Origin of the sequence: Mycobacterium sp. E2733 (assembly GCF_001667585.1) — a bacterium.
Classification (GTDB): Bacteria; Actinomycetota; Actinomycetes; order Mycobacteriales; family Mycobacteriaceae; genus Mycobacterium.
The window spans coordinates 1-24,873 of sequence record NZ_LZJZ01000029.1; the positions used below are offsets into that span (position 1 = coordinate 1).

Below are 24,873 nucleotides of genomic sequence, written 5' to 3' on the forward strand. Positions count from 1 at the left end.
CCCTGTGCCCGGCCCCACCCCGAGTCCACCCGGTTGACCCCCGGCATGTGGATCGGCTGGCTCGAGTTCGACGTGTTGCTCGGCGACGTCCGGTCGCTCAAGCAGAAAAGGTCGGTGATCCGCCCCGTCGTCGCCGAGCTGCGACGCAAATTCAGCGTTTCGGCGGCCGAGACCGGTTCGCACGAGCTCTATCGACGCGCGGGAATCGGTGTGGCCACGGTGTCGGCCGACCGCAGCCATGCGGTCGATGTCCTGGATGCGGCCGAACGGCTGGTGGCCGCGCACCCCGAGTTCGAGCTGCTGTCGGTGCGGCGCGGCCTGCGGCGCAGCGACGACTAGGGGCGAAGCTCAGCCGTTGGCGACGACCGCTGCGCCCGGCTACGCCGCGCTCGCGATCGCCGCTAGCCGTCGCGGCCCTCGCGTTTGCGTCCCAACGGCGCGGGGGCGACGACGCCCGGTGCGAGCCGCCGCGTGAAGACCAGGAACGCCGTGTGCCCGCGCATCGAGTGCTGCGGCCGTACGGCCAGGCCGACGACGTTCCAGCCGCGTTGCAGCGTCTCCCACGACCGCGGCTCGGTCCAGCACTGCTGGGCCCGCAAAGCCTCCACGACCCGCGACAGTTGGGTCACGGTCGCCACGTAGATCATCAGTACGCCGCCGGGGATCAGCAGGCGGGACACCGCGTCGAGCACCTCCCACGGTGCGAGCATGTCGAGCACGGCCCGGTCGAAGGAGCCGCCGGGCCGATCGGAGTCGGCGACGTCGCCGACGATCAGCTCCCAGTTCTCCGGCGGATGGCCGTAGAACACCGAGACGTTGCGACGGGCGTGTTCGGCGTGATCGGCACGCTGTTCGTAGGAGACCACCTGCCCATCGGGCCCGACCGCGCGCAGCAGTGAGCAGGTCAGGGCGCCCGATCCGGCGCCGGCCTCCAGCACATGCGCGCCCGGGAAAATGTCGCCCTCGTGCACGATCTGCGCCGCGTCCTTGGGATAGATGACCTGCGGCCCGCGGGGCATCGACATGATGTAGTCGACCAGCAGCGGGCGCAGCACCAAGAAGGGCGCCCCGTTGCTGGACTTGACCACGCTGCCCTGCTCCAGCCCGATCAGCGCATCGTGGGCGATCGAGCCGCGATGGGTGTGGAACTCGGCGCCGGGCGTGAGCGACATCGTGTAGTGCCGGCCCTTGGCGTCGGTGAGCTGGACGCGTTCCCCGACGGTGAACGGGCCGGTTGCGGACACGCCGTCTAGCGTGCCAGCCGACTCGCCGCGGGCGGTGCTCGGGGTTGTCGGCGCCCGGTTCTACGCTGCGCACATGATCGACCAGCCGCAGACAGGCGCGCGGCCGGCTGCGAAACCGGCGCTCTCCCCGTCGCGGGCCGCGGACTTCAAGCAGTGCCCGCTGCTGTACCGGTTCCGGGCGATCGACCGGTTGCCCGAGGCGCCGTCGGCCGCACAGCTGCGCGGCTCGGTGGTGCACGCCGCCCTGCAGCAGCTCTACGGCCTGCCCGCCGCCCAGCGCGGTCCCGACACCGCGCTCTCACTGGTCGAGCCGGCCTGGGACCAGGTGATTGCCGCGGCGCCCGAGCTGGCCGGCGAGTTCGACCCTGCGCAGCGCGGCCAGCTGCTCGCGGAGGCCCGTGCGTTGCTCTCCGGCTATTACCGGCTCGAGGACCCGACCCGCTTCGATCCGCACTGTTGCGAAGAGCGCGTGGAGGTCGAGCTCGCCGACGGCACGCTGCTGCGCGGATTCATCGACCGGATCGACGTCGCCGCCACCGGCGAGCTGCGAGTGGTCGACTACAAGACCGGCAAGGCGCCGCCTGCGGCGCGGGCCCTGGCCGAATTCAAGGCGATGTTCCAGATGAAGTTCTACGCGGTGGCTCTGCTGCGCACGCGCGGCGTGCCGCCCAGCCGGCTGCGGCTCATCTACCTCGCGGACGGGCAGGTGCTCGATTACTCGCCCGACCACGACGAGTTGCTGCGCTTCGAGAAGACGCTGATGGCGATCTGGCGGGCGATCCAATCCGCCGGCCAGACGGGCGATTTCCGTCCCAGCCAGTCGCGGCTGTGTGACTGGTGCCCACACCAGCAACACTGCCCACTGTTCGGCGGAACGCCGCCGAAGTACCCCGGCTGGCCGGAATACGCACGGGCACAGGATGTTTCGTGCCAGACCGAGCCGGCGGCATGACGCCCTGGCCGGCAATAATGTGACAAGGGTCTCTGTGGGGTAACGGCTCACCGCTAGTGCGGTATGCTGTTGAAACGTTGGCGCCGAACGGCTTGCCGACACGTCGTGATCGATTCGTTATTTCTTCTCAGATCCCCGCGGGGCGCCGAGTCCGAGATGACTGGGTGCGCACCGCACAGCCTCGAGTCGCGGCGATCGATGTTGCCAGAAGGGCAATCTCGCTACCACCGATGCTTAGGGACAATGAAATATGCTCGAAGACAAGACTTTTGCTCACCTCGGCGTGAGCCAGCCGTTGGTTGAAGCGCTCGCTCAGGGCGGCGCTCACCGACCGTTCCCCATCCAAATTGAGACCCTGCCGGATACGCTTGCCGGCCGTGATGTGTTGGGCCGCGGCAAGACCGGCAGCGGCAAGACGCTCGCGTTCTCGATCCCGCTGGTGAGCCGTCTCGATGCCGGTAACCGGCGGCCAGGCCGGCCGACCGGGCTGGTGTTGGCGCCCACCCGTGAACTGGCCACCCAGATCGCCGCGACAATCGAGCCGCTTGCCGCGGTTCGGCGCCTGCGCGTGGTCACGATCTTCGGCGGGGTGCCGCAGCACAGGCAAGTCGCGGCGCTGAAGTCGGGGGTCGACATCGTCGTCGCCTGCCCGGGCCGCCTGGAAGACCTGATGAAGCAAGGCATCATCAATCTGGGCGCGGTGCAGGTCACGGTCATCGATGAGGCCGACCACCTCGCCGATCTGGGTTTCCTGCCCACCGTTACCCGTATCTTGGCGGCCACTCCCGCGACCGGTCAGCGGCTGCTCTTCTCGGCCACGCTGGACGCCGCAGTCGACACCCTGGTGAAGCGATTCCTCACCAGCCCGGTGACGCGATCGGTCGCGGAACCGACATCGCCGACCCCCGCGATGACACATCACCTCTTCTGTGTCGACGGGCCGCAAGCCAAGAGGGACGTGGTACACCGGCTGGCCGCGGGAGACTCGCGGCGAATCCTGTTCATGCGGACCAAACACCAGGCCCGCAAGCTGGCCCGCCAGCTCACGCAGTCCGGTATCGAGTCGGTGGAATTGCACGGCAACCTGTCCCAAGCCGTGCGCGACCGCAACTTGGCGGCGTTCGCGGCCGGACACGCGCGGGTGCTCGTGGCGACCGACATCGCCGCGCGCGGCGTGCACGTGGACAACGTCGGCCTGGTGGTCCACGTCGACCCGCCCGCGGAGCACAAGGCCTACCTGCATCGATCCGGCCGCACGGCCCGGGCCGGCGCCTCGGGTGACGTGGTCACCATCGCGCTGCCCGAGCAACGCCGCGACACCGAATCGATGATGCGCAAGGCGGCCATTCGCGCCGTTCCCCAGCAGGTCACCGCGGCCTCCCCCGTCATCTACACCCTGGCCGGCCCGGCCGCGCCCCGAGAGGTCGTCGCGCCCGCTCCGGCGCCAGCCCGTCGGCCCAAGCCAACTGCGGTTGCCGGTCACGGTCCGGCCCAGGCGCGTAGCAGGCGACGCCGGTCCCGTCGCCCCGCCGCCGCGCCGCGGTAGCGGGCGACGCACTCGATGGTGGCGACCCGCTTCGCCCGGCTACGCCGCGCTTGCGATCGCCACTAGTCGAGCGGTGTCATCTCCTGCAGCATGGTGGGGATGAGCTCGCTGACGGTGGGATGGATGTGCATGGTGCGCGCCAGCGTGGTGTAGGGCGCTTTGGCCGACATGACGTCCAGGATTTCGTGCACGGCCTCGTCGCCGCCGACGCCGAAGATGGCCGCTCCCAGGATCTCCCGGGATTCGGCATCGACCACGACCTTCATAAAGCCTTGCGTCTCACCCTTTTCCACCGCGCGGCCGACCCTGGTCATCGGGCGCTTACCGACGAGCGCCTTGCGTCCCGAAGCACGGACCTGGTCGGCGGTCATGCCGGCCCGCCCTAGCGGTGGGTCGATATAGAGCGCATAGGTGGTGATGCGGTCGCTGACCCGTCGCGGGTCGTTGTCGAGCAGGTTCGCGGCCACGATCTCGAAATCGTTGTAGGAGGTGTGGGTGAACGCACCCTTGCCGTTGCAGTCGCCCATCGCCCAGATGTGGTCGACGTTGGTCTTGAGCCGGTCGTCGACGACGATGTAACCGCGGGCATCCGTCTGCACGCCGGCCGCCTCGAGTCCGAGGTCGTCGGTGTTGGGTTGCCGGCCGACGGCCAGCAGCAGGTGACTTCCGGCAACGGGATCCGCACCGGCGCCGGGCGTGAGTTCAAAACCGTTGCCGGTCTTGGTGATTCGTACGTCATCGGCGCCGACGACGACGTCGATACCCTCGTCCTCGAGGATGGCCCGGACGGTGGCGGAGACGTCCTCGTCTTCGCGGGACGCCAGGCGCGCACCCCTCTCGACGACGGTGACCGGGGCCCCGAAGCGCCGGTACATCTGCGCGAACTCCAGAGCGATGTAGCTGCCGCCGAGGATGACGAGATGCTCTGGCAGCGTGTCGAGTTCGAGGATAGAGACGTTGGTGAGGAACTCGACGTCAGACAGGCCGGGGATCTCCGGCACCACCGCGCGGCCACCGACGTTCAGGAAGATCCGGTCAGCGCGCAACACATCGTCGTTGACTCGCAAAGTGTGCGGATCCACGAAACGGGCATGCCCGCGAAAGACGGTGCAACCCTCCATGCCCGCCAACCAGTCCTCGACGCCCTTGCGGTCGCCCAGCATGATTTCGTCTTTACGCGCCTTGACTTTGGCCATGTCCACGCTGACCGGTCCGGTCGAAACCCCGAAGTCCGCACCCCGGCGCGCGAGGTGAGCGGCGTATGCGCTGGCCACCAGCGTCTTCGTCGGGATGCATCCGGTGTTGACGCAGGTCCCGCCGATCAGTTTGCGCTCCACCAGCGCGACGCGCTGCCCAGCCGCCGTCAGTCGCCCCGCCAGCGGTGGGCCGGCCTGTCCGGCGCCGACGATGATGGCGTCGAAATGCTCTGTCACTTAACCGCCGTGAGCAGGTACTCCGTCAGCACGTGACCCGTCGCCGCGGCGATGGCGAACCCGCCCAATATCGCGACCACGTCCTCGAGCAGCGCGATGGGCAAGTCCTTACCCGCCACGGCAGCCAGGCGTTTGCGCGCCTGATAGCCGCCGAGGGTGCCGAGCACCGCGCCGATGACGCCGGCGCCGAGCGCGGTGTAGGTCCAGTGCGGCCATGCGCCCAGCGCCGCGCCCGCCAACCCGCCCATGACGATCCGGGCGGCAAAGATCGGCGGCGCCGTACGGGCCGGCGTCTTGGGCAGCTTGTCATTGACGATTTCGCCGACGGCGAGAACCGTGAAGACAATGGCCGTGATGATGTTGGCCATCCAGGCCGCCCACGTGCCATGCAAGTCGATCCAACCGAGGAACGCGGCCCAGGCGACCACGGCGGGAGCCGTCAGCGAGCGCAACCCTGCGACGACACCGATCAGTAAAGCCAGCAGCACAATAAGCGCGTGTGTCACGAAGACCCTCCTGAGGGAACGAACAGCCCGGCAACGGTAAGGGATGGCGGCCCATGGGGGTGACACGGGCGAAACAGCCCTAGGCGGACGCTAACACAGCCGCGGTTACCGCACGCGCGTCGAGCGTCACGCTAGTGTGACCGACGGCCTCGAGCGTTTGATCAGAAGCGGCAGAACCTGATATCCGAAGCCAGAATCGCTTTGGCGCCGATGGCGGCCAGCTCGTCCATGATCTCGTTGACACCCCGACGCGGCACCAGCGCGCGCACTGCGACCCAGTCCGGGTCGGCGAGCGGCGCGATGGTCGGTGACTCCAGTCCGGGCGTGACGGCCGTGGCCCTGTCGAGGACGGAGCGCGGGCAGTCATAGTCGAGCATTAGGTACTGCTGGCCGAACACCACACCCTGGATCCGCGCCACCAGTTGATCGCGCGCCGCTCGGCTCTTGCCGTCCGGGTCGGCGCCCTCGATCAGCACCGCCTCCGAATCGCACAGCGGGTCGCCGAATGCCACCAGGTCGTGCAGGCTCAGGGTGCGTCCGGAGCCGACCACGTCGGCGATAGCGTCGGCCACGCCGAGTTGCACCGAAATTTCCACCGCGCCGTCGAGCCTGATCACGGTGGCCTCAATGCCCCGCTCGGCCAAATCTTTTCGGACGAGATTCGGGTAAGCGGTGGCGATCCGCTTGCCGGCCAAATCGGCGGTCGTCCAGTCCTCCCCCGCCGGTCCGGCATACCGGAAACTCGACGACCCGAAACCCAAAGCCAGGCGTTCACGCACCGGCGCGTCCGAGTCGCGGACCAGATCCCGCCCGGTGATGCCGAAGTCCAGTTGCCCCGAACCCACATAGATCGCAATGTCTTTGGGCCGCAGGAAGAAGAACTCGACCTGGTTGACCGGGTCGATGACGGTCAGATCTTTGGAGTCGGTGCGACGCCGGTAGCCCGCCTCCGCGAGAATCTCGCTCGCCGGCTCGCTCAGCGTGCCCTTGTTGGGGACCGCGACCCGCAGCACGCTCACAGCTTCCGGTAGACGTCGTCGAGGGACAGGCCACGCGCGATCATCAGCACCTGCGTCCAGTACAGCAATTGGCTGATCTCCTCGGCCAGTGCCTCGTCCGGTTCGTGTTCGGCCGCCAGCCACACCTCACCGGCCTCCTCGAGGATCTTTTTGCCCAGCCCGTGGATGCCGCCGTCCAGTGCGGCGACCGTGGCGCTGCCGGTGGGCCGGGTGCGGGCACGCTCCCCCAGTTCGGCGAACAGGTCCTCGAAGGTCTTCACGGCCAGCGATTGTTTCACGCGGCGCCGAGCAAAGTCACCTCGGTTTCGCCAGGACCACGATTCGGCCCGCCCGGTCAGTCGAACCCGGCGAGAGTAATCCGCAGCGCTTCTTCCAATTGCACATGAAATGGCGGGCTGGCGACGATGTCCGACGTCAGCCACCCGTCAAGGACGAATTGCACTGTGGCCAAACTGGTGTGGACCAACAGCGCGGGCCGCATGTCTCCCGGCGCATCGACGCCCATCCGCTGCGCGACTTGCTCGATCAGGTTGGCGTGGTCGGTTTCGCTGACCAGCACGGACTTGCTCAAGAGGTGCGGCGCGGTCGCCACGGCGTGACGCCACGGATCGAGGTCGTCAACCGCGCTGACATCCTTGGCCTGCGTGACGAACAGCTGAATCAGCGCTTCGACGGGCGACTCGTGCGACGGCCGCGTGCTATAGGAGCCGACGATCTCGGCGGCCGCCTCCCGGACGGGGTCGACCAGCAGGCCCTCCTTCGTGGGCGCGTATCGGAAGTAGGTGCTGATGGAAATTCCGGCGGCCGCGGCGATGTCCTCCGTCGTCACCGCCTCGAAGCCGCGCTCGGCGAAAAGCCGGTGTGCGGTCTGCTGAATCTGGGAGAGCAGCGCGGCACGGCGTCGGTCCCGTAGCGAACCGGTGTTTGCTGAGGGCATGGCATCACCTTCGCTAATCCGAGATTCCAACCCCATGGTGCCGTCCGGCGACGAACTAAGATGAGTGACTCTACACTATTGAAAGTCCCTATCAAGTAGGCTAACGTGATGCCGCACACACCGATGAACTGCAGAATCTTGGGGCCTGTTGACACTATTTTAATAAGGTTGGGGTCAAGGCACCCGAGGTCCTCTGCTCGGCACTCACGAATTCAAGGGGTGGGAAGAGGGCCGATGGAACCGGTAGCTAGCACGCGATGATCCCGGTCATGAGTTTGCTGGGCGGAGTCCAGCTCACGCCACTATGACCACACAACTCGATGGCGTGGACGCTGTCCGGGACTGGTCGGTCGGATACGTCAAACGGCACCCGGTCGCCTCGCTGACGACGGTCGGCGAACAGTTCGTCCTGGGTGTGCGCACCGTTCAATACTTTTTCTTCGACCTGATGACCGGGCGATTCCAATGGCAGGAGTTCGTCCGCCAGGGCGCATTCATGGCCGGCACCGCAGTGTTGCCGACGATCCTGGTGTCGCTGCCGATCAGCGTCACCCTCTCCATCCAGTTCGCGTTGCTGGCCGGCCAGGTCGGGGCCACGTCGCTGGCCGGGGCGGCCAGCGGGCTTGCGGTCATCCGGCAGGGAGCATCGCTGGTGGCCGCCGTGCTGATGGCATCGGCCGTCGGGTCGGCGATCACCGCCGACCTGGGTTCACGCACGATGCGCGAAGAAACCGACGCGATGGAGGTGATGGGCGTATCGGTGATCCGCCGTCTGGTGGTCCCGCGCCTCGCCGCGGCGGTGATGATCGGGGTGGCCCTCACCGGCGTCGTGTGCTTCGCCGGATTCTTCGCGAGCTACATGTTCAACGTGTACTTCCAGAACGGGGCGCCCGGTAGCTTCGTATCGACGTTCGCGTCGTTCGCGACCACCGGCGACATGATCTTGGCGCTGGTGAAGGCGATCGTGTTCGGCGCCATCGTGGCCATCGTGTCGAGCCAAAAAGGCTTGTCCACCAAGGGCGGGCCAACGGGCGTCGCGAACTCGGTGAATGCGGCGGTCGTCGAGGCGATCCTGCTTCTGATGATCGTCAACGTCGCCATCAGCCAGCTCTACATCATGCTGTCGCCCAGGACGGGGCTGTGACGTGACGGCCTCCGCTTATCAACCGTTTGCGCCGATTTCCGTCCCGCTCGTCCGGCTCTACCGCAGGGGCAAAGTACCGATCATTCGGCTCGGCCATTTGTTGGTGTTCTTCGTCCGCGCACTGGTCGCCGTGCCGCTTGCCCTGCGTCAGTACCGGGGCGAGTTCTTGCGGCTGCTGTCGAACATCACTTGGGGCAACGGCTCGATCGTGGTGGGCGGCGGCACCGCCGGTGTGGCCGTCGTGCTCGGCACGACCGTCGGTGCGCTCGTCGGCATCGAGGGCTACAACTTCCTGGATCTGCTCGGACTCGGGCCCGCCACCGGGTTCGTCTCCTCGTTGGTCAACACCCGCGAGCTGGCTCCGCTGATGGCATCGCTCGCCTTCGCCATGCAAGGCGGCTGCCGCTTCACCGCCCAGCTGGGATCCATGCGCATCGCAGAGGAGATCGACGCGATGGAATCCATTGCGATCCGCCCGATCCCCTACCTGGTGACCACCCGGCTGATCGCTTCGGTGGTGGCGATCGTTCCGCTGTACGCCGCGTGCCTGGCGATCGGCTACCTCAGCACGCAGATAGTGGTGGGGATCGGCAGTGGCGGCTCGACCGGTTCCTATCTGCACTACTTCACGCTGATGCTGGCCGGCCAGGACATCGTCTATTCCTTGATCAAGGCAGTCATCTTCGTTTGGATCGCATCCACGATCCAGTGCTATTACGGGTACTACGCGAGCGGCGGGCCCGAGGGCGTCGGGGTCGCCGCGGGACACGGCATGCGGGCCAGCATCACCGTCGTGATCATCGTGAACATGCTGCTCACCATGGCGCTGTGGGGCGTCGACTCCGGCGCACGGTTCGGCGGGTAGGCCTCGAAAATGCCCAATTCCTTCGAGATCGACGGCCGCGGCCCCTCCGACCGGCAGCTGTTCGGCATCGGCGTTGCGGTCATGGCGGTCAGCGCCCTGCTCACCGCCGCGATGTTGGTCAAATCGACTGGCACGCTGAACGATTACGTGCGGGTGGTCGCCGATCTGGTGAACGTGGGCGACGGCCTTCCGCAGAAGTCAGACGTCAAATACCACGGCGTGCTTGTCGGGACGGTGAACGGAGTCGTCCCCGCAGCGCACGGCGAACCCAACTACGTTCACATCGACCTGAAAGAGGAATACGCGAAGTCGATTCCGGCCAACGTGACAGCGCGCGTGGTGCCCAGCAATGTCTTCGCCGTATCGTCGGTTCAGTTGGTCGGCTCCCCAAACCAGGAGGGCCCTGGTGTGAAAATCCGCGATGGCGCGCATATTCCGGAAGACAAGCGGCTTCCGACCATTCTGTTTCAAACGACCGTGAGCAAGTTGCGCGACCTGCTCGCCGCGGCGGGGCGCGACCGCGATGACAGGTCGGTGGGTATTCTGGCCGCGCTGGGCGCCGCCACCGACCACCGCCGGGTGACCCTGCTCAATGCAGGGGCGCAACTGAATCGCCTTCTCGACCAGCTTAATGGGATCGTCAGCGCCGACACCGGCCCCTCGACGGTGTCCGCGCTGCTGGAAGCGACCCGTGGGCTTGCGCAGACGGCGCCCGACCTGCTCGACGCATTGCATCAGGCCGTCGAGCCGATGCGGACATTCGCAGAGACCCGCGGGCAACTGGCCTCGCTGCTGTCGGGCGCCGACTACACGGTCGGCACGACACGCCAATCGTTCGACAACCACATCGACCAACTCATCCGGATCACCACCGATTTCACCCCGGTCCTGGGTGTGCTGGCGCAGAAGTCGAACAACTTCGTGCCCGCGGTCACCAAACTGGACAACCTGGCCAATCAATTCATGGAGCAGGTCTGGAACCCGCGGACCAACCTCGGCAACATGCGCGCGATGCTGACATTCACACCCAGCTCCACGTACACGCGCGCCGACTGCCCACACTACGGCGAGCTGAAGGGACCCAGCTGTTTCACCGCACCGCTGATCCCGGTGCGGCCGGATCTGCCCGACGTGCTGTTGCCGCAGAATTATCAGCCGCCCAAGGATCTGGCTCCGCCGCCGGGCACCGTGATCGGTCCGGACGGAAACCTCGTTGCAGTGGGTCCGCCGCTGATCAATCCGACCCCCAACTTGGCCGATCCCAATCCCCCGCTGCCCGCGGGGATTACGCCGTCGCCACCCGTTCCCGGCAGTGCGAATCCCGATAACCCGTCGCCGGGGGCGCCCGCGACACCACAACCGCACGAACCGTGGGTCGCGCCGGTGGCACCCAAGGCGCCGTGGATCCCCCAGGCCTCTTTCGGCGGGAACGTGGGACCCGTTGGGAGCCAGTACGAACGAAACGTGTTGGGCGTGATCACCGGCGCGCCCGCGACCGAAGCCACCGAGCTACTGCTGGGTCCGGTCGCCCGCGGCACCACGGTGTCACTTGCTCACCCACCGGCGCAGCCGCCCGGGGAGGCCAAATGAGGTTTCGCGGCCCACTCATTGCGTTGACCCTGTTCATGGTCGTCTCGTTGACGCTGACCTGGCTGGTGTATGTGAGCCTGCGGCGTGACGTGGCGGGCAACACCGCCAAGTATTCGGCGATGTTCAGCGACGTGTACGGGCTTCGGGAAGGCGACGACGTCCGGATGGCCGGAGTGCGTGTCGGCCGTGTCGAAAAGATCGAACTCGACGGGAAACTGGCGAGAGTCTCGTTCGTGGTGCAGCAAGAACAGCGGTTGTTCGGAAACACCCTCGCGTCGGTGACGTACCAGAACATCGTGGGACAGCGTTATCTCGGACTGTCGTTGGGCAAGGAAGGCAGTCCGGCGCTCCTCCCACCGGGCAGCACGATCCCACTGGAGCGCACCGAACCCTCTTTCGACGTCACCACACTGCTCAACGGCTACGAACCGTTGTTCAGCCTGCTGAACCCCCACGACGCCGACAACCTGACCAAGGGCATCATCCAGTCGCTGCAGGGCGACACGTCGTCGATCACGACACTGGTCGGTCAGACGTCCACGCTCACAGAGACGTTCGCGGGCCGAGATCAGGCGCTCGGCAGCGTGATCACCAATCTTGACAAGGTGATGGGCAACCTGGCCCAGCAGAACGACGACCTCGACGGGGTCATCACGCAGACCCGCAGCATCGTCGGCGAGCTCGACGCGCGGCGGCCGGACCTGGTCGCCTCGGTGGGTTCCCTGGCCCGGGTGACCGGCCGGCTGTCGACCTCGGCCACGGACGTGTACCCGGCACTGCGCGAATTCATCGATCGCCAGCCCGGCGTCACCAAGCACATCATGGACGTCGAACCGCAGGTGGCCTTCTTCGGCGACAACATCCCGCTGCTGCTGAAAGGGCTTACCCGGGTCGGCAATCAGGGGGCGTACGGCAATGCCTACGTGTGCGACGTGAATTTCATGGGGTTCTTCCCCGGCCTCAACGACGTGGTGCCGATCATCATCAACGCGGCCACCCCGGGTAACAAGGCGTGGCACACCCCGAGATGCAGGAGCACGGCTGATGGCTGAGTCGTCCGTACGGCTTCGACTTTCGGCGATGAAAAGGCGTCCGCTGGAAAGCTACAACAAGACGTGGCTTGGCTTCATCGCCGTCGCGGTGGTCGCGGTGATCATCGGGGTCATGCTGCTCGTGCATGCGCTCGGTGCCGGATACCGGCACTACACCGCGGAGTTCCAACAAGCGGCCTCGCTGCGGGCCGGCAACCCGATCGTGGTCGCGGGCATCCCGGTGGGCAACGTCACCAGCATGAAACTCGTTGGTGACCATGTGGAGGCGGGCCTGAAGATCCGGGACAACATCGCGCTGGGCAAGGATTCCCGGGCGCAGATCAAGGTCACCACCATTCTCGGTTCGCGGTATCTCGCGCTGGAACCCAACGGCCCGGCGCAACTGCCCAACAACACCTTCGACTTGGCGCACACCGAGGTCCCCTACGACCTGCAAGCTGCGTTGCAGGACGCCACCACCACATTCGAGCAGGTGGACTCGGACCGGTTCGCACAATCGCTTGCGGTGCTCGGCAGGCAGCTCGAGGGCCTGCCTGCGGTTGTGCCGCAGGCGATTTCGAATATCAATACGCTGTCGTCGATCATCGCGGTACGACGTGACCAACTGGGGCAGCTGCTGCGCAGCACGGAGCAGGTCACCAACACGCTGCGGCGTCAGCAGGCCGGCATCGGCACCCTAATCAACCAGGGCCAAGACCTGCTGGGCCAATTCGTCGCGCGGCGCGCCGTTTTCCACGCGATGATGCAATCGCTCTCCAGTCTTGTCGACACCATGAGCCAGGTTGTTGTCAACGACCGGTCGGGTCTGGACGCGCTGATCAACGACATGCGGGACTTCACCGACTTGATGACTCAGCACGACGATCTGCTGCACAGCATGCTGCAAACCAGTCCGATCTTCTTCCGGGAGGCGGCCAATCTCACCGGCGACGGCAACGCGATCAACTTCAACGCCCCCAACGTTCCGTTGATCGACTCGTGGATGTGCGCCATCTCCGGCCGCGCCAAGCAGTTCGGCATGATCCAGTATTTCAAGGACTGCAGGTGACGGGGCCGGCATCCAAAGCGGTGGCCATCGTCGCCGTCGTCGTTGTCATCGCGGCGGTGGCCGGCGTCGGTTGGTGGTACCTGAGTCCCGACGAGGACACCATCACCGTGACCGCCCAATTCGACAGCGCCTCAGGGCTCTACGAGGGCAACGTGGTGGCGGTGCTGGGCATGCCGGTCGGCAAGATCACCAAGATCAATGCGAAGGGCAGCTACGTCGAAGTCGACTTCACCGTGGACCGCCACGTCAAGGTTCCCGCGACCGCGCAGGCCGTCACGGTGTCGACCTCCATCCTCACCGACCGGCAGATCGAACTCACGCCGCCCTACCGCGGCGGACCGACCCTGGAGAACCACGACACCATCGGCTTGCCCAGGACCAAGACGCCCGTCGAATTCAGCAGTGTCCTCAACGTTTTGGACAAGGTGACCAAGTCGCTCGAGGGCGACGGCCACGGTGGCGGCCCGATCGCGGACGTGCTCAACGGCGGCACCGAGGTGGTCAAGGGCAACGGCCAGAAGATCAAAGCGGCGCTGGGCGAGCTTTCCAAGGCACTGCGCCTGTCCAGCGACGGCGGCGCGGCCACCCGCGAACAGATCACCACGATCGTCAAAAACATCAGCAACCTGTTCGATGCCGTGGCCGCCAACGACACGAAGTTGCGGGAATTCGCCTCCACCATCCACCAAGTCAGCCAGATCATGGCCGACGAGGACATCGGCAGCGGCAGCACGGGACACAGACTCGACCAGCTGATCCAGCGGGCCGGCGACCTGCTCGACGCCAACCGCGACAACATCAAGCAGGCGGCGCGCGGCGGCAATGCCACGCTGAAGATGGTGACCGACCAGCGGCGCGACCTGGCCGAACTCCTGGACCTGGGTCCACTGGTGGCCGACAACGCCTACAACATGGTCGACCGGGCGAACGGCAGCGTGCGCGCGCGCTTCCTCACGGATCGGCTGATCTTCGACAGCCAGTACACCAAAGAGATCTGCAACCTGATGGGCCTTCGGCAACTGGGCTGCAGCACCGGGACGGTACAGGACTTCGGCCCCGATTTCGGCTTGACCTATGTGCTGGACGGAATGGCCGCCATGGGGCAGAAGTGACGACCGCGGGCGCGCGGGGGATGCTTGCGGCGGTGGCCGCGGCGATGGTTACCGCGGGATGCGCCACGAACGGCCTTGCCAGCCTGCCCCTTCCGGCGCCGGGGCTGGGCGCGGGGGGCTATTCGCTGAACGCGGTGTTCTCGAACGCGCTCAACCTGCCGATGAACGCCAAAGTGAAGCTCGCCGGCGCCGACGTCGGCCAGCTCGAATCGATGGTCGCACGCAACTACACCGCGGTCACCCGGCTGCGCATCAGGGACGGTGTGCGATTGCCCCGAGGCAGCACCGCCGAGTTGCGCACCGCGACACCACTGGGCGACGTGTTCGTCGCGCTCAAGCCGCCGGCCGCCGGCGATCCCGACGGGCCATTGCTGAAAGACGGCGACACGATCGGCCTGGATTCGACGGCGGCGGCCGCGACCGTCGAATCGGTCCTGAGCTCAGCGGCGATTCTGGTGAACGGCGGTGCGGTACGCAATTTCACCAACATCATCAACGGTTTCGGCAAGGCGACCGGGGACCAGGGCCAGGCGTTCGGAGAGATGATCCGCAAGTCCAACGAGTTGCTCGGGACACTGGATTCCCGGTCCGATCAAATCTCGAACGCGCTGACCCAATTGTCGCGTCTGGCCGACCAACTCGACGCCAAGAACCAAACCATCGCCGACCTGATGGCGGCGGCCAGTCCCGCCACCTCGGCCCTGTCCGACAACACCGCCCAGCTTTCCGATCTGGCCGTGCAGGTGGGTGACACCTCCCGGTTGCTGGCCAGGTTCCCGTCGATCGGCGGGACCGACACCAGCGGCCGCAGCATCATCCGCGACCTGAACACCGTCGCGGGGGCCGCCAACGACGTTGCGATGAGCCCGGATACCAGCTGGCTGGCGCTGAACCGGTTGATTCCTGCGTTGGTGAAATCGACAGCGGGCAACTCGATTTCGGTGAACGTGAGCGTCGACAAGATCATGCTCGGATCGATCCCCGATATCGGGTTCCCCGGCGACATCGGGCTGCACGGGCCGCACCACTACAACGTGAACTTGCTCGTCGGCACCTTGAAGTACACCCTGTGGCGGCTGCAGGAACGTGTGGTCGGTCGGGGTCCGAACTCGCCGCAGGTTCCCGTCATACCGGACCCGAACATCCCGGGCCAAATCGACGTCGCCCCCGGGCCCCCGCCGGCGCCGCCCACGCCAGGACCCCCACCATGATCCGCGTCGTCGATGATTTCGCGAATGCCGTTGTCCGAGCGGTCCGTACCGGTCATCGGCACCAGGTCTGGCTGTCGGTGGCCGGATTGGTGCTCATCTTGGTCGTTGCCACCGCCTACCTGCTCGTCGGCGCGTTGCGGGTGAAGCCGTTCGCCTCGTCCTACCGGGTCACCGTGCAATTGCCGGAATCCGGCGGCTTACTGCCCAATCAGGATGTCGCGCTGCGGGGGGTGCGCATCGGCCGGGTCGAGTCGCTGCAGATCACCGACAACGGGGTGAACGCCGTCGCCAGCATCGCGTCGAAGGTGCGGATCCCGGCGAACAGCGTCGTGCACGTGTCGGCGCTGTCGCCGGCCGGTGAGCAATACATCAACTTCGAGGCAGCATCCGACGCCGGGCCGTACCTGCACGACGGCAGCCTCATCACCTCGGAACACACCAGCGTCCCGGTCAGCTTGGCGCAGTTGCTCGCCGACGCGGATGGGTTGCTGGCCCAGGTCGACCCCCACAAGCTCGAGTTGATCAAAAAGGAGTTGAGCCTGACCAAGGAGGGCCCGGCGAAGCTGACCGCCATCGTCGACGGCGGCACGTTCCTACTGTCGACCCTCGATTCGGTGCTGCCCCAGACCACCAGCATCATCAAGACCAGCCGGGTCGTGCTCACCCTGGCAAGCGACAAGAACGCCGGCTTGGGCTCTGCCGCAACGGAACTCAACCGAACGTTGACCGGCGTGGCCAGGATGCAGGCCGGCTATCGCCGATTGACCGAGCAGACGCCGCGCACACTTTCGGCGGTCGACAACCTGTTCGCCGACAATTCCGAAACCATGGTGCAGTTGCTGGGCAGCATGGCCACCATGTCACAGCTGTTCTATCTGCGGGTGCCGGCGCTCAACGCGCTGTTCCCCGACTACCGCGGGTCGGTTCTGGACGCGGTGACGAGCACATTCCACGACAACGGGGTATGGGCGACGGCCGACCTCTACCCGCGCTATGTGTGCGACTACGGGACACCGTCGCACGCCTCCTCCGCGGCCGACTACTACGAGCCGTTCATGTACACCTACTGCCGCGATGACGACCCCGCGGTTTCGATCCGCGGTGCCAAGAACGCGCCACGGCCGGGCGGTGACGACACCGCCGGTCCGCCGCCGGGGGCGAACCTGGGCCAGCGAACCGATCCGACCCCGCGGGGCCGCTACACCATTCCCACCCCCTACGGCGGCCCGCAGCTGCCAATCGAACCGCCCCATTAGGAGACGACCGTGATCGTGACCACCGAGAAGAACCCGAAGGCCAAGGCGCGCGCCGAAGTGAAACCGGACGCCGAAACACCCGAAGCCGCAACCGCAGACGCCGACGAGGTGCGCGTCGCAGAATCCGCCGATGCGGCCGGCGAGGCCGGCGACGGAGACGGTGCTGAGCGGTCCGAGGAAGGCGAGGGCGACGACGTCGGTGCGCTGCTCAAACGCGAACGTCCCGACACCGAGCGCCGCAAGCGCCCGTGGAAGCACTACCTGCGTCGCAGCGTGCTGCCGGCGTTACTCATTGCCGCGCTTGCCCTTTCGGGGTTCCTCGGCTGGCGGCAGTGGCAAGAGCACCAGGTCAAGCTCGCCGGCGAACAGGCCCAACAAGCGGCCGTCGCCTACGCCCAAGTGCTGACCAGCATCGATTCGAACAAGGTCGACGAAAACTTCCGGCAGGTTCTCGATGGCGCGACCGGCGAGTTCAAGGACATGTACACCCAGTCCAGCGTCAAGCTTCGGCAGTTGCTGATCGACAACAAGGCGACCGCGCACGGCGTGGTCGTGGACTCGGCGATCCAGTCCGAGTCCACCAACAAGGTCATCGTGCTGGTCTTCATCGACCAGACCGTCACCAACACCGCCGCACCCGACCCGCGCATCGACCGCAGCCGGATCAAGATGACCATGGAGAAGGTCGACGGTCGCTGGCGGGCAAGCAAGGTCCAGCTGTTGTGATGCGGCGAATACTCGCGGCATCGGTAATGATCGCCGCCACAACGATTCCCACCGCCACCGCACACGCGTCCGCCCCGTCATTCTGCGGCGAGCTCGGCGGGGACTGGGACGGCCAGTACTGCCACACCTCGGTGACGTCGGAGCGCAACGCCGTCCGGGACATCAAGGTCGCCGTGCCCGACGACCTGGTAGACAATCCGACCACGGGCCCGGTGATCCGCGACTACCTGCACACCCTGGTCAACAACTGGAAGAGGGCCAACGGCGCCATGGCGGCTGACAGCTACGGCGAGGAGAACTTCGAAGTATTCCGGCACGGCAACCTACTCAGCGCGGTGTTCCACGAGGATTACCACGCCGACGGGCCCAAGCCCAACAACGCCTACCGGACCTTCACGTTCGACATGGCGGGCGGCCGGCGGGTGCAGCTGGCTGACCTGACGACGTCGAATCCGCTGACCGCCATTCCCCCACTGGCTCAACCGTTTATCGAAACCGCGCTCAATCAGGCGCCACCGCCGCACGACCCGGGAACCTACCCCTTCGTCGTCGACCGCTGGACCCCCGACAAGGTCTACTCCGGAGCGTACAAGGCTTGGGCGCTGACTCCGGACGAGTTGATCCTGTACATGCCGGATTACCCGGTGGCGCACGACGAGCCGCTCAACTTCACGCCCGGCATCATGCAGTGGTTCATGGACGGGGGCACGGTGCAGGCGCACATCCCGCTGTCCGCCCTGGCGCCGGTGCTGCGCATCTAGGAGTGCCCACGGCTCGCCTGAGGAGCGCTCAGTCCTCCGGGTTGTAGCCGAGGTTCGGGGCGAGCCAGCGCTCGGCTTCGGCCAGGGTCCAGCCCTTGCGCTTCGCATAGTCGGCCACCTGGTCCTGGGCCAGCCGACCGATCACGAAGTACTGCGACTGCGCGTGCGAGAAGTACCAGCCGCTGACCGCGGCACCGGGCCACATCGCCATCGACTCGGTCAACTCGATGCCGGTCCGCTCCTTGACGTCCATCAACTTCCAGAGCGTCGCCTTCTCGGAGTGCTCCGGGCAGGCCGGGTAGCCCGGGGCCGGGCGGATTCCGACGTACTTCTCATCGATGAGCGCCTCGTTGTCCAGCTGCTCGTCGGGCTTAAATCCCCAGAACTCCTTGCGGACCCGTTGGTGCATCCGTTCGGCGAAAGCCTCTGCCAGCCGGTCGGCGATCGACTCCAGCAGGATCGCGCTGTAGTCGTCGAGGGCCGCCTTGAACTCCGCGATCTTCTCCTGGCCGCCGAGCCCCGCGGTGACGGCGAATGCACCGATGTAGTCCCGGAGGCCCGTTTTTTTGGGGGCGATGTAGTCGCCCAGCGACCGGTTCGGGATGCCGTCGCGGTGCTCGCCCTGCTGGCGCAGGTTGTGCAACGTCGTCAGCACCTCGGTGCGGGTGTCGTCGGTGTAGACCTCGATGTCGTCACCGACCGCGTTTGCCGGGAAAAAGCCGATCACCCCGTTCGCAGTCAGCCACTTCTCCTTGATCAGGGTGTCGAGCATCTCCTGGGCGTCGTCGTACAGCTTGCGGGCAGCCTCGCCCGAGGAGGGGTTGTTGAGGATGTCGGGGAACCTGCCCTTCATCTCCCAGGCGTTGAAGAACGGCTGCCAGTCGATGTACTCGCGCAACTCGGCGAGGTCGTAGTCAGGAAAATCCCGCACGCCGAGGCCCTGGGCGGGCACCGGTGGCGTGTAGCCGTCCCACTCGATCGGCGTCCGGTTCGCGCGGGCCTTCTCCAGCGTCAGCATCGGCCGCTCGTTCTTCTGGGCGTGCCGTTCGCGGAGAGACGCGTAGTCCTTCTCGGTGGCCTCCAGTAGCGCTGGACGCTGCTTGTCGTCGAGAAGCGCGGCGGCGACCGGCACCGAGCGGGACGCGTCCTTGACCCAGACCACCGGACCGCTGCGACGCGGCGAGATCTTCACGGCCGTGTGGGCGCGCGAGGTGGTTGCGCCACCGATCAGCAACGGGATGTCCATCCCCTCGCGTTCCATCTCGACGGCGAAGTTGGCCATCTCGTCCAGCGACGGGGTGATCAGCCCGGACAGCCCGATGATGTCGGCGTCGTGTTCCTTGGCCGCATCCAGGATCTTCTGGGCGGGCACCATCACACCGAGGTCGATCACTTCGAAGTTGTTGCACTGCAGGACGACTCCGACGATGTTCTTGCCGATGTCGTGGACGTCGCCCTTCACCGTCGCCATCACGATCGTGCCGTTGGTGTCCTTACTCCCGGTGGTGCCGGCCTCTTCCTTCTCCGCCTCGATGAACGGCAGCAGGTAGGCGACCGCCTTCTTCATCACCCGGGCCGACTTCACCACCTGGGGCAGGAACATCTTGCCCGAGCCGAACAGGTCACCGACGACGTTCATGCCGTCCATCAGCGGTCCCTCGATCACCTCGATCGGGCGACCCCCTGCGCCGGCGATCTCGGCCCGCAGTTCCTCGGTGTCGGCATCGACGTGGGCGTCGATGCCCTTGACCAGGGCGTGCGTGATCCGTTCCCGGACCGGGAGGTTGCGCCATTCGGCCGCCGCCGGGTCTTCGGACTTCTCCGTGCTGTTGAACCGTTCAGCGATCTCCAGCAGCCGTTCGGCCGCGTCCTCGCGACGGTTCAGGACGACATCCTCGATCCGGTCCCGCAACTCGGGGTCGATCGAGTCGTAGGGCACCAGCGCACCGGCGTTGACGATGCCCATGTCCAGGCCGGCCTTGATGGCGTGGAACAGGAACACCGAATGGATCGCCTCGCGGACAGGGTTGTTGCCCCGGAACGAGAACGACACGTTCGAGATACCGCCGGAGATGTGCACCCCGGGCAGGTTCTCCTTGATCCAGGCGCAGGCCTCGATGAAGTCGATCCCGTAGGTCGCGTGCTCCTCGATACCGGTCGCCAGCGCGAAGCAGTTCGGGTCGAAGATGATGTCCTCGGGTGGGAAGCCGACCTCTTCGGTCAGGATCCGGTAGGCGCGCCCGCAGATCTGGATGCGGCGCTCCAGGTTGTCGGCCTGACCCTGCTCGTCGAAGGCCATCACGACGACGGCGGCACCGTACTTGCGGCACAGCCGTGCCTCGCGGATGAACTTCTCCTCGCCCTCCTTCATGGAGATCGAGTTGACGATCGGCTTGCCCTGCACGTTCTTCAAGCCCGCCTCGATGACCTCCCACTTGGAGGAGTCGATCATCACCGGAACGCGGCTGATGTCCGGCTCGGCCGCGATCAGCTTGGTGAACCGGTCCATCGCGGCGACGCCGTCGATCATGCCCTCGTCCATGTTGATGTCGATGACCTGCGCACCGACCTCGACCTGCTGGAGGGCGACCGACAGGGCGGTGTCGTAGTCCTCCGCCTTGATCAGGTTGCGGAACCGGGTGGAGCCGGTGATGTTGGTGCGCTCGCCGATGTTCACGAACAGGGAATCGTCGGTGATGTTGAGCGGCTCCAGCCCCGAGAGCCTGGTGGCCACCTCGATCGCGGGCAGCTCGCGCGGCGGTTTGCCCTCGACGACCTTGGCGATCTCGGCGATGTGCGGCGGCGCCGTCCCGCAGCACCCACCGACCAGGTTGACCAGGCCGGCCTCGGCGAAATCGGCGATGTAGCTCGCCTGGCGCTCCGGGTCCTCGTCGTATTCGCCGAAGGCGTTGGGCAGGCCGGCGTTGGGGTAGCACGAGACGAAGGTGTCCGCGATCCGCGCCATCTCGGCGATGTACGGCCTCATCTCGGGCGCGCCCAGCGCGCAGTTCAGTCCGATCGCCAGCGGCCTCGCGTGCCTGACGGAATTCCAGAACGCCTCGGTGACCTGGCCGGACAACGTCCGCCCCGAAGCATCGGTGATAGTGCCCGAAATGATCACCGGCCAGCGGCGTCCGCGCTCCTCGAACAGCGTCTCGACGGCGAACACCGCCGCCTTGGCGTTCAGCGAGTCGAAGATCGTCTCGATGATGAGAAGGTCGGCACCGCCGTCGACCAGGCCGTTGGCGGCTTCGAGGTAGGCGGCGACCAGCAGGTCATAGGAGACGTTGCGGGCTCCCGGGTCGTTGACGTCCGGCGAGATCGACGCGGTCCGCGTCGTCGGCCCGATTGCGCCGGCGACGTAGCGGGGCTTCTCCGGGGTGCTGAACTCGTCGGCGGCCTTGCGGGCCAGGGCGGCGCCGGCGTAGTTCAGCTCGTAGCTCAGGTCCTGCATGTCGTAGTCGGAGAGCGAGATCGCGTTCGCATTGAACGTGTTGGTCTCCAAAATGTCGGCACCCGCCTCGAGGTACTCGCGGTGGATCCCCTCGATGATCTGCGGCTGTGTCAGGTTGAGCAGGTCGTTGTTGCCCTGAAGAGCGGTGGGCCACTCCGTGAACCGGTCGCCGCGGTAGCCGGCCTCGTCCGGCCGGTCCCGCTGGATCGCCGTGCCCATCGCGCCGTCGATCACCAGGATCCGTTGGCGCAGCGCAGCCGTCAGTTCGTCGGTGCAGTCGGGGCGGATGTCCGGCACGAAGATCTCTGACGCCGGGGCGCTATTGGGGGCGTTCACGTACGTTCCTTCCGTAGCGGAAGGCGTCCTTGACTCTGCCGAGCGTGGCGGATACCGGCTGGACCGGCAAACCGTTGCAACGCCTCTCGACCAGGAAAGTCTACGTCGTCACCCGACGTCTGGACGCCCAGCTCGACATGATCCGCTTGGCGTTCGCGCTGCCCGTGAGTACCAGACCCCGGATCCTGTCGACGATGTCGTAGTTACCAATGTTAACGAGTTTGCAGCCGAACGTATTTCGGCTCGGCCGCGTCGACCTCGGTGCTTGAAGTCGCCCAACGTCAAGGCAGCAGCCTGCGATTCGGTGCCCGTCGGTGCGTCGCCGATTACCACCCGCTGCGCCAAAGTGTCCAGGATGTCCGTGTCGTAGGGGTGTTCGTGAACGGCGGCCACGTTATAAGGATAGCCGTCCTATGAAATGGGCCCAGAGGTTGACAGGCCCCTGACAGGCAAGGCCAGACTTCGGCGTGAAAGGCCGTACGCTGATTCTGTGACCCCGCCCCAGGGCCCCCCCAATAGAGAAGCCGCACTGCCCGAACTGCACAACACCATCGTCGTGGCGGCGTTCGAGGGCTGGAACGACGCCGGCGACGCGGCCAGCGACGCGCTCGATCACCTAGAGGCCATCTGGGAAGCCGACCCGATCCTGGAGATCGACGACGAGGCGTATTACGACTACCAGGTGAATCGCCCGGTCATCCGGCAGGTCGACGGGGTCACCAGGGAGCTGGTGTGGCCTGCGATGCGGATCTCGCACTGTCGCCCGCCGGGCAGCGACCGCGACGTCGTGTTGATGCACGGGGTGGAACCCAACATGCGCTGGCGCACCTTCTGCGCCGAACTGGTCGCCATCGCCGACAAGCTCAACGTGGACACCGTGGTGATCCTGGGCGCCCTGCTGGCCGACACGCCGCACACCCGGCCGGTGCCGGTCTCGGGCGCGGCCTACTCCCCCGAGTCGGCGAAACGCTTCGGGCTCGAGGAGAGCCGCTACGAGGGCCCGACCGGCATAGCCGGGGTGTTCCAGGACGCCTGCGTCGCCGCCGGGATCCCCGCCGTGACGTTCTGGGCGGCGGTGCCGCACTACGTGTCGCAACCGCCGAACCCGAAGGCGACGGTGGCGCTGCTGCGCCGCGTCGAGGACGTGCTCGACATCGAGGTCCCGCTCGCCGACCTACCGACCGAGGCCGAGGAGTGGGAGCAGGCCATCACCGAGATGGCCGACGAGGACGAGGACCTGGCCGAATACGTGCTGTCGCTGGAACAACGCGGCGACGCCGAGGTCGACATGAACGAGGCCCTGGGCAAGATCGACGGCGACGCGCTGGCCGCGGAATTCGAGCGGTATCTGCGCCGCCGCCGCCCCGGGTTCGGGCGCTAACCCCTCTTGCCCAAGCCCTGGTTGTAGGCGCTGGTGGAGCGGCCGAGAGCGGCGACCTGGGCATCCAGCTGGGGCAGCAGCTCCGCAGTTGGTTTGTGCAGGGGCGCTTCCCCGACCCGGGTGGACAGCACCGGCTTGATCCAGCGGAACAGGGCGACCCAGCTTGGGCAGTACACGCGGTGCCGGCGGCGCTCGATGCCCTTGACGAAGGCGTCAGCGCATTTGTCGACGGTGGTCGTTTTGTTCAGCGGCCAGGGGAAGCTGGCGAGCAGCCTGCCGAAGGCGGGCAGGTCGGCCTCGGTGTCGCGGACCAGGGCGGTGTCGATCCAGGACATGTGCGACGAACCGACGGCGACCCCTTGGTGGGCCACCTCCAGCCGCAGCGCGTTGGCGAGGATCTCGACGCCGGCCTTGGACGCGTTGTAGGGAACCAGGCCCGGGCACGCGGCGTATGCGGCCAGCGACGAGACGATCAACACGTAGCCCCGGCGCTCGATCACTGTCGGCAGCGTGGCCCGCACGGTGTTGAAGACGCCGAGCACGTTGATGTCGAGCACCCGCTTGAACGCCTCGGGGTCCACCTGTAGCACCGACCCGTAGCTCGCGATGCCCGCGTTGGCCACCACGACGTCGATGCCGCCAAAGCGTTCGACGGCCCGGGCGGCGACGGCCTGCATGGCCGGCAGGTCCCGCACGTCGGCGACCGCGGTCAGCACGTGGTCCTCGCCGAGCTGGGCGGCCAGCGCGTTGAGCTCCGCGTCGTTGAGATCGGTGAGCACGAGCTTGGCACCCTTGTTGCGCAGCCGGCGGGCGACCTCGGCGCCGATTCCCCGGGCACCGCCGGTGATGAAAACAACTTTGTCCTGCAGCGATGTCATGGCCGCCAAGGTACCGCGACAGCGCTCGTCGACATAGAGCACACAGTCCTCGACCGTGCCCGAGACACTGTTGGGCGGACACCATCCGCAGACCACGAGCGCCGCGGTGGGCCCAAATTAGACGACTTGTCCGAATGTGCTGGGCAACCGCGACGGCCACCGCCGGTGTCAATTCCTGGCCACTCAGCGATCACTACCCGATCTGGGCGTTCGCACTACTCTACTTGGGGCGTACCTTCCCCCTGAGCAACAGACGCGACCATAGGCTCCCGGCATGACTTCTAGCTGGGCCGCCGCGCGATGACAAGCGACAGCCCCACCCCACCGTCAGCGCCATTGGCAAGCCTTGCGGCGCCAAGCCGAACGGTTGCCGGTCGGTCAGGTAATTCTCGACTTCGCCGAGAAGCGGTCCCAATCCTGTT

23 protein-coding genes are annotated in these 24,873 nt (G+C 66.4%); 15 read left to right on the plus strand and 8 right to left on the minus strand.

All coding sequences use genetic code 11. The annotated features are described in order from the left end of the window. The first annotated feature begins 45 nt into the window (after positions 1 to 45). Positions 46 to 339, plus strand: a complete 294-nt coding sequence (locus A5678_RS07010) for a DUF503 domain-containing protein (RefSeq protein WP_067949699.1) — start codon at positions 46 to 48, stop codon at positions 337 to 339. A gap of 62 nt (positions 340 to 401) precedes the next feature. Here A5678_RS07010 and trmI read toward each other — a convergent pair whose 3' ends face one another. Next, positions 402 to 1,244, minus strand: a complete 843-nt coding sequence (trmI, locus tag A5678_RS07015) for a tRNA (adenine(58)-N(1))-methyltransferase TrmI (RefSeq protein ID WP_068040257.1) — start codon at positions 1,242 to 1,244, stop codon at positions 402 to 404. Positions 1,245 to 1,317: 73 nt separating this feature from the next. Here trmI and A5678_RS07020 point away from each other — a divergent pair, with 73 nt between their 5' ends. Beyond that, positions 1,318 to 2,196, plus strand: coding sequence for a RecB family exonuclease (locus A5678_RS07020; protein ID WP_068040302.1), 879 nt, complete (start codon positions 1,318 to 1,320; stop codon positions 2,194 to 2,196). Positions 2,197 to 2,446: 250 nt separating this feature from the next. Beyond that, positions 2,447 to 3,742, plus strand: coding sequence for a DEAD/DEAH box helicase (locus A5678_RS07025; RefSeq protein WP_068040259.1), 1,296 nt, complete (start codon positions 2,447 to 2,449; stop codon positions 3,740 to 3,742). A gap of 62 nt (positions 3,743 to 3,804) precedes the next feature. On the opposite strand, the gene A5678_RS07030 is transcribed toward A5678_RS07025, so the two are convergent. From A5678_RS07030 to A5678_RS07050, 5 genes are all read right to left on the minus strand, one after another. Beyond that, positions 3,805 to 5,175 (minus strand): FAD-containing oxidoreductase, encoded by a 1,371-nt coding sequence (locus tag A5678_RS07030; protein WP_068040261.1) that lies wholly within the window; start codon positions 5,173 to 5,175, stop codon positions 3,805 to 3,807. Then, complete coding sequence (locus A5678_RS07035) at positions 5,172 to 5,681, minus strand: DUF4126 domain-containing protein (protein WP_068040263.1); 510 nt, start codon at positions 5,679 to 5,681, stop codon at positions 5,172 to 5,174. The genes A5678_RS07030 and A5678_RS07035 overlap by 4 nt, the downstream gene beginning before the upstream one ends. Before the next feature lie 161 nt (positions 5,682 to 5,842). Then, complete coding sequence (gene hisG / locus A5678_RS07040; RefSeq protein ID WP_068040304.1) at positions 5,843 to 6,694, minus strand: ATP phosphoribosyltransferase; 852 nt, start codon at positions 6,692 to 6,694, stop codon at positions 5,843 to 5,845. 2 nt (positions 6,695 to 6,696) lie between these two features. Next, the gene (locus A5678_RS07045) at positions 6,697 to 6,978 is read right to left on the minus strand and encodes a phosphoribosyl-ATP diphosphatase (RefSeq protein ID WP_068040266.1); all 282 of its coding nucleotides are present in this window, start codon (positions 6,976 to 6,978) and stop codon (positions 6,697 to 6,699) included. Between the two features lie 56 nt (positions 6,979 to 7,034). Further along, complete coding sequence (locus A5678_RS07050) at positions 7,035 to 7,637, minus strand: TetR family transcriptional regulator (protein ID WP_068040267.1); 603 nt, start codon at positions 7,635 to 7,637, stop codon at positions 7,035 to 7,037. A gap of 304 nt (positions 7,638 to 7,941) precedes the next feature. On the opposite strand from A5678_RS07050, the gene A5678_RS07055 reads away from it, so the two are divergent. The 10 genes from A5678_RS07055 (at position 7,942) to A5678_RS07100 (ending at position 18,402) form a co-directional block, all read left to right on the plus strand. Then, positions 7,942 to 8,781 (plus strand): ABC transporter permease, encoded by an 840-nt coding sequence (locus A5678_RS07055; protein ID WP_068040269.1) that lies wholly within the window; start codon positions 7,942 to 7,944, stop codon positions 8,779 to 8,781. Between the two features lies 1 nt (position 8,782). Beyond that, positions 8,783 to 9,646 (plus strand): ABC transporter permease, encoded by an 864-nt coding sequence (locus A5678_RS07060; RefSeq protein ID WP_068040271.1) that lies wholly within the window; start codon positions 8,783 to 8,785, stop codon positions 9,644 to 9,646. A 9-nt stretch (positions 9,647 to 9,655) separates the two neighbouring features. Then, entirely contained in the window at positions 9,656 to 11,236 is a 1,581-nt protein-coding gene (locus tag A5678_RS07065) for an MlaD family protein (protein ID WP_068040273.1), read from the plus strand. Continuing rightward, positions 11,233 to 12,288 (plus strand): MlaD family protein, encoded by a 1,056-nt coding sequence (locus A5678_RS07070; RefSeq protein ID WP_068040274.1) that lies wholly within the window; start codon positions 11,233 to 11,235, stop codon positions 12,286 to 12,288. The genes A5678_RS07065 and A5678_RS07070 overlap by 4 nt, the downstream gene beginning before the upstream one ends. After that, positions 12,281 to 13,336, plus strand: a complete 1,056-nt coding sequence (locus tag A5678_RS07075) for an MCE family protein (RefSeq protein WP_068040276.1) — start codon at positions 12,281 to 12,283, stop codon at positions 13,334 to 13,336. Before A5678_RS07070 ends, A5678_RS07075 begins: the two co-directional genes overlap by 8 nt. Continuing rightward, positions 13,333 to 14,448, plus strand: coding sequence for an MCE family protein (locus tag A5678_RS07080; RefSeq protein ID WP_068040278.1), 1,116 nt, complete (start codon positions 13,333 to 13,335; stop codon positions 14,446 to 14,448). The genes A5678_RS07075 and A5678_RS07080 overlap by 4 nt, the downstream gene beginning before the upstream one ends. Then, positions 14,445 to 15,659 carry an MlaD family protein gene (locus A5678_RS07085; protein WP_197502063.1) on the plus strand — a complete coding sequence of 405 codons (1,215 nt, stop codon included), beginning with the start codon at positions 14,445 to 14,447 and terminating at the stop codon, positions 15,657 to 15,659. Before A5678_RS07080 ends, A5678_RS07085 begins: the two co-directional genes overlap by 4 nt. Next, positions 15,656 to 16,915: an MlaD family protein gene (locus tag A5678_RS07090; protein WP_068040283.1), complete on the plus strand. Its 1,260-nt coding sequence runs from the start codon at positions 15,656 to 15,658 to the stop codon at positions 16,913 to 16,915. The genes A5678_RS07085 and A5678_RS07090 overlap by 4 nt, the downstream gene beginning before the upstream one ends. Before the next feature lie 108 nt (positions 16,916 to 17,023). Then, positions 17,024 to 17,641, plus strand: coding sequence for a tetratricopeptide repeat protein (locus tag A5678_RS07095; protein ID WP_231983591.1), 618 nt, complete (start codon positions 17,024 to 17,026; stop codon positions 17,639 to 17,641). Next, a complete protein-coding gene (locus A5678_RS07100; protein WP_082945425.1) occupies positions 17,638 to 18,402 on the plus strand; it encodes a mannan-binding family protein in 765 nt (254 codons plus the stop codon). The genes A5678_RS07095 and A5678_RS07100 overlap by 4 nt, the downstream gene beginning before the upstream one ends. Before the next feature lie 28 nt (positions 18,403 to 18,430). Here the strand turns inward: A5678_RS07100 and metH are convergent, their stop codons facing one another. Beyond that, complete coding sequence (metH, locus tag A5678_RS07105) at positions 18,431 to 22,192, minus strand: methionine synthase (protein WP_068040288.1); 3,762 nt, start codon at positions 22,190 to 22,192, stop codon at positions 18,431 to 18,433. A 29-nt stretch (positions 22,193 to 22,221) separates the two neighbouring features. Here metH and A5678_RS26995 point away from each other — a divergent pair, with 29 nt between their 5' ends. Next, entirely contained in the window at positions 22,222 to 22,395 is a 174-nt protein-coding gene (locus A5678_RS26995; RefSeq protein WP_156746796.1) for a hypothetical protein, read from the plus strand. 287 nt (positions 22,396 to 22,682) lie between these two features. After that, the gene (locus A5678_RS07110) at positions 22,683 to 23,573 is read left to right on the plus strand and encodes a PAC2 family protein (protein WP_197502064.1); all 891 of its coding nucleotides are present in this window, start codon (positions 22,683 to 22,685) and stop codon (positions 23,571 to 23,573) included. Here A5678_RS07110 and A5678_RS07115 read toward each other — a convergent pair. Next, positions 23,570 to 24,451: an SDR family oxidoreductase gene (locus tag A5678_RS07115; RefSeq protein ID WP_068040291.1), complete on the minus strand. Its 882-nt coding sequence runs from the start codon at positions 24,449 to 24,451 to the stop codon at positions 23,570 to 23,572. The genes A5678_RS07110 and A5678_RS07115 overlap by 4 nt on opposite strands. Between the last annotated feature and the right edge of the window lie 422 nt (positions 24,452 to 24,873).

Excerpts from the sequence above, each read along its gene's own strand:
- A5678_RS07010 (WP_067949699.1), top strand. The coding sequence starts at position 46 with ATGTGGATCGGCTGGCTCGAGTTCGACGTGTTGCTCGGCGACGTCCGG.
- A5678_RS07020 (WP_068040302.1), top strand. The coding sequence starts at position 1,318 with ATGATCGACCAGCCGCAGACAGGCGCGCGGCCGGCTGCGAAACCGGCG.
- A5678_RS07025 (WP_068040259.1), top strand. The coding sequence starts at position 2,447 with ATGCTCGAAGACAAGACTTTTGCTCACCTCGGCGTGAGCCAGCCGTTG.
- A5678_RS07050 (WP_068040267.1), bottom strand. The coding sequence starts at position 7,637 with ATGCCCTCAGCAAACACCGGTTCGCTACGGGACCGACGCCGTGCCGCG.
- A5678_RS07055 (WP_068040269.1), top strand. The coding sequence starts at position 7,942 with ATGACCACACAACTCGATGGCGTGGACGCTGTCCGGGACTGGTCGGTC.
- A5678_RS07065 (WP_068040273.1), top strand. The coding sequence starts at position 9,656 with ATGCCCAATTCCTTCGAGATCGACGGCCGCGGCCCCTCCGACCGGCAG.
- A5678_RS07070 (WP_068040274.1), top strand. The coding sequence starts at position 11,233 with ATGAGGTTTCGCGGCCCACTCATTGCGTTGACCCTGTTCATGGTCGTC.
- A5678_RS07075 (WP_068040276.1), top strand. The coding sequence starts at position 12,281 with ATGGCTGAGTCGTCCGTACGGCTTCGACTTTCGGCGATGAAAAGGCGT.
- A5678_RS07090 (WP_068040283.1), top strand. The coding sequence starts at position 15,656 with ATGATCCGCGTCGTCGATGATTTCGCGAATGCCGTTGTCCGAGCGGTC.
- A5678_RS07115 (WP_068040291.1), bottom strand. The coding sequence starts at position 24,451 with ATGACATCGCTGCAGGACAAAGTTGTTTTCATCACCGGCGGTGCCCGG.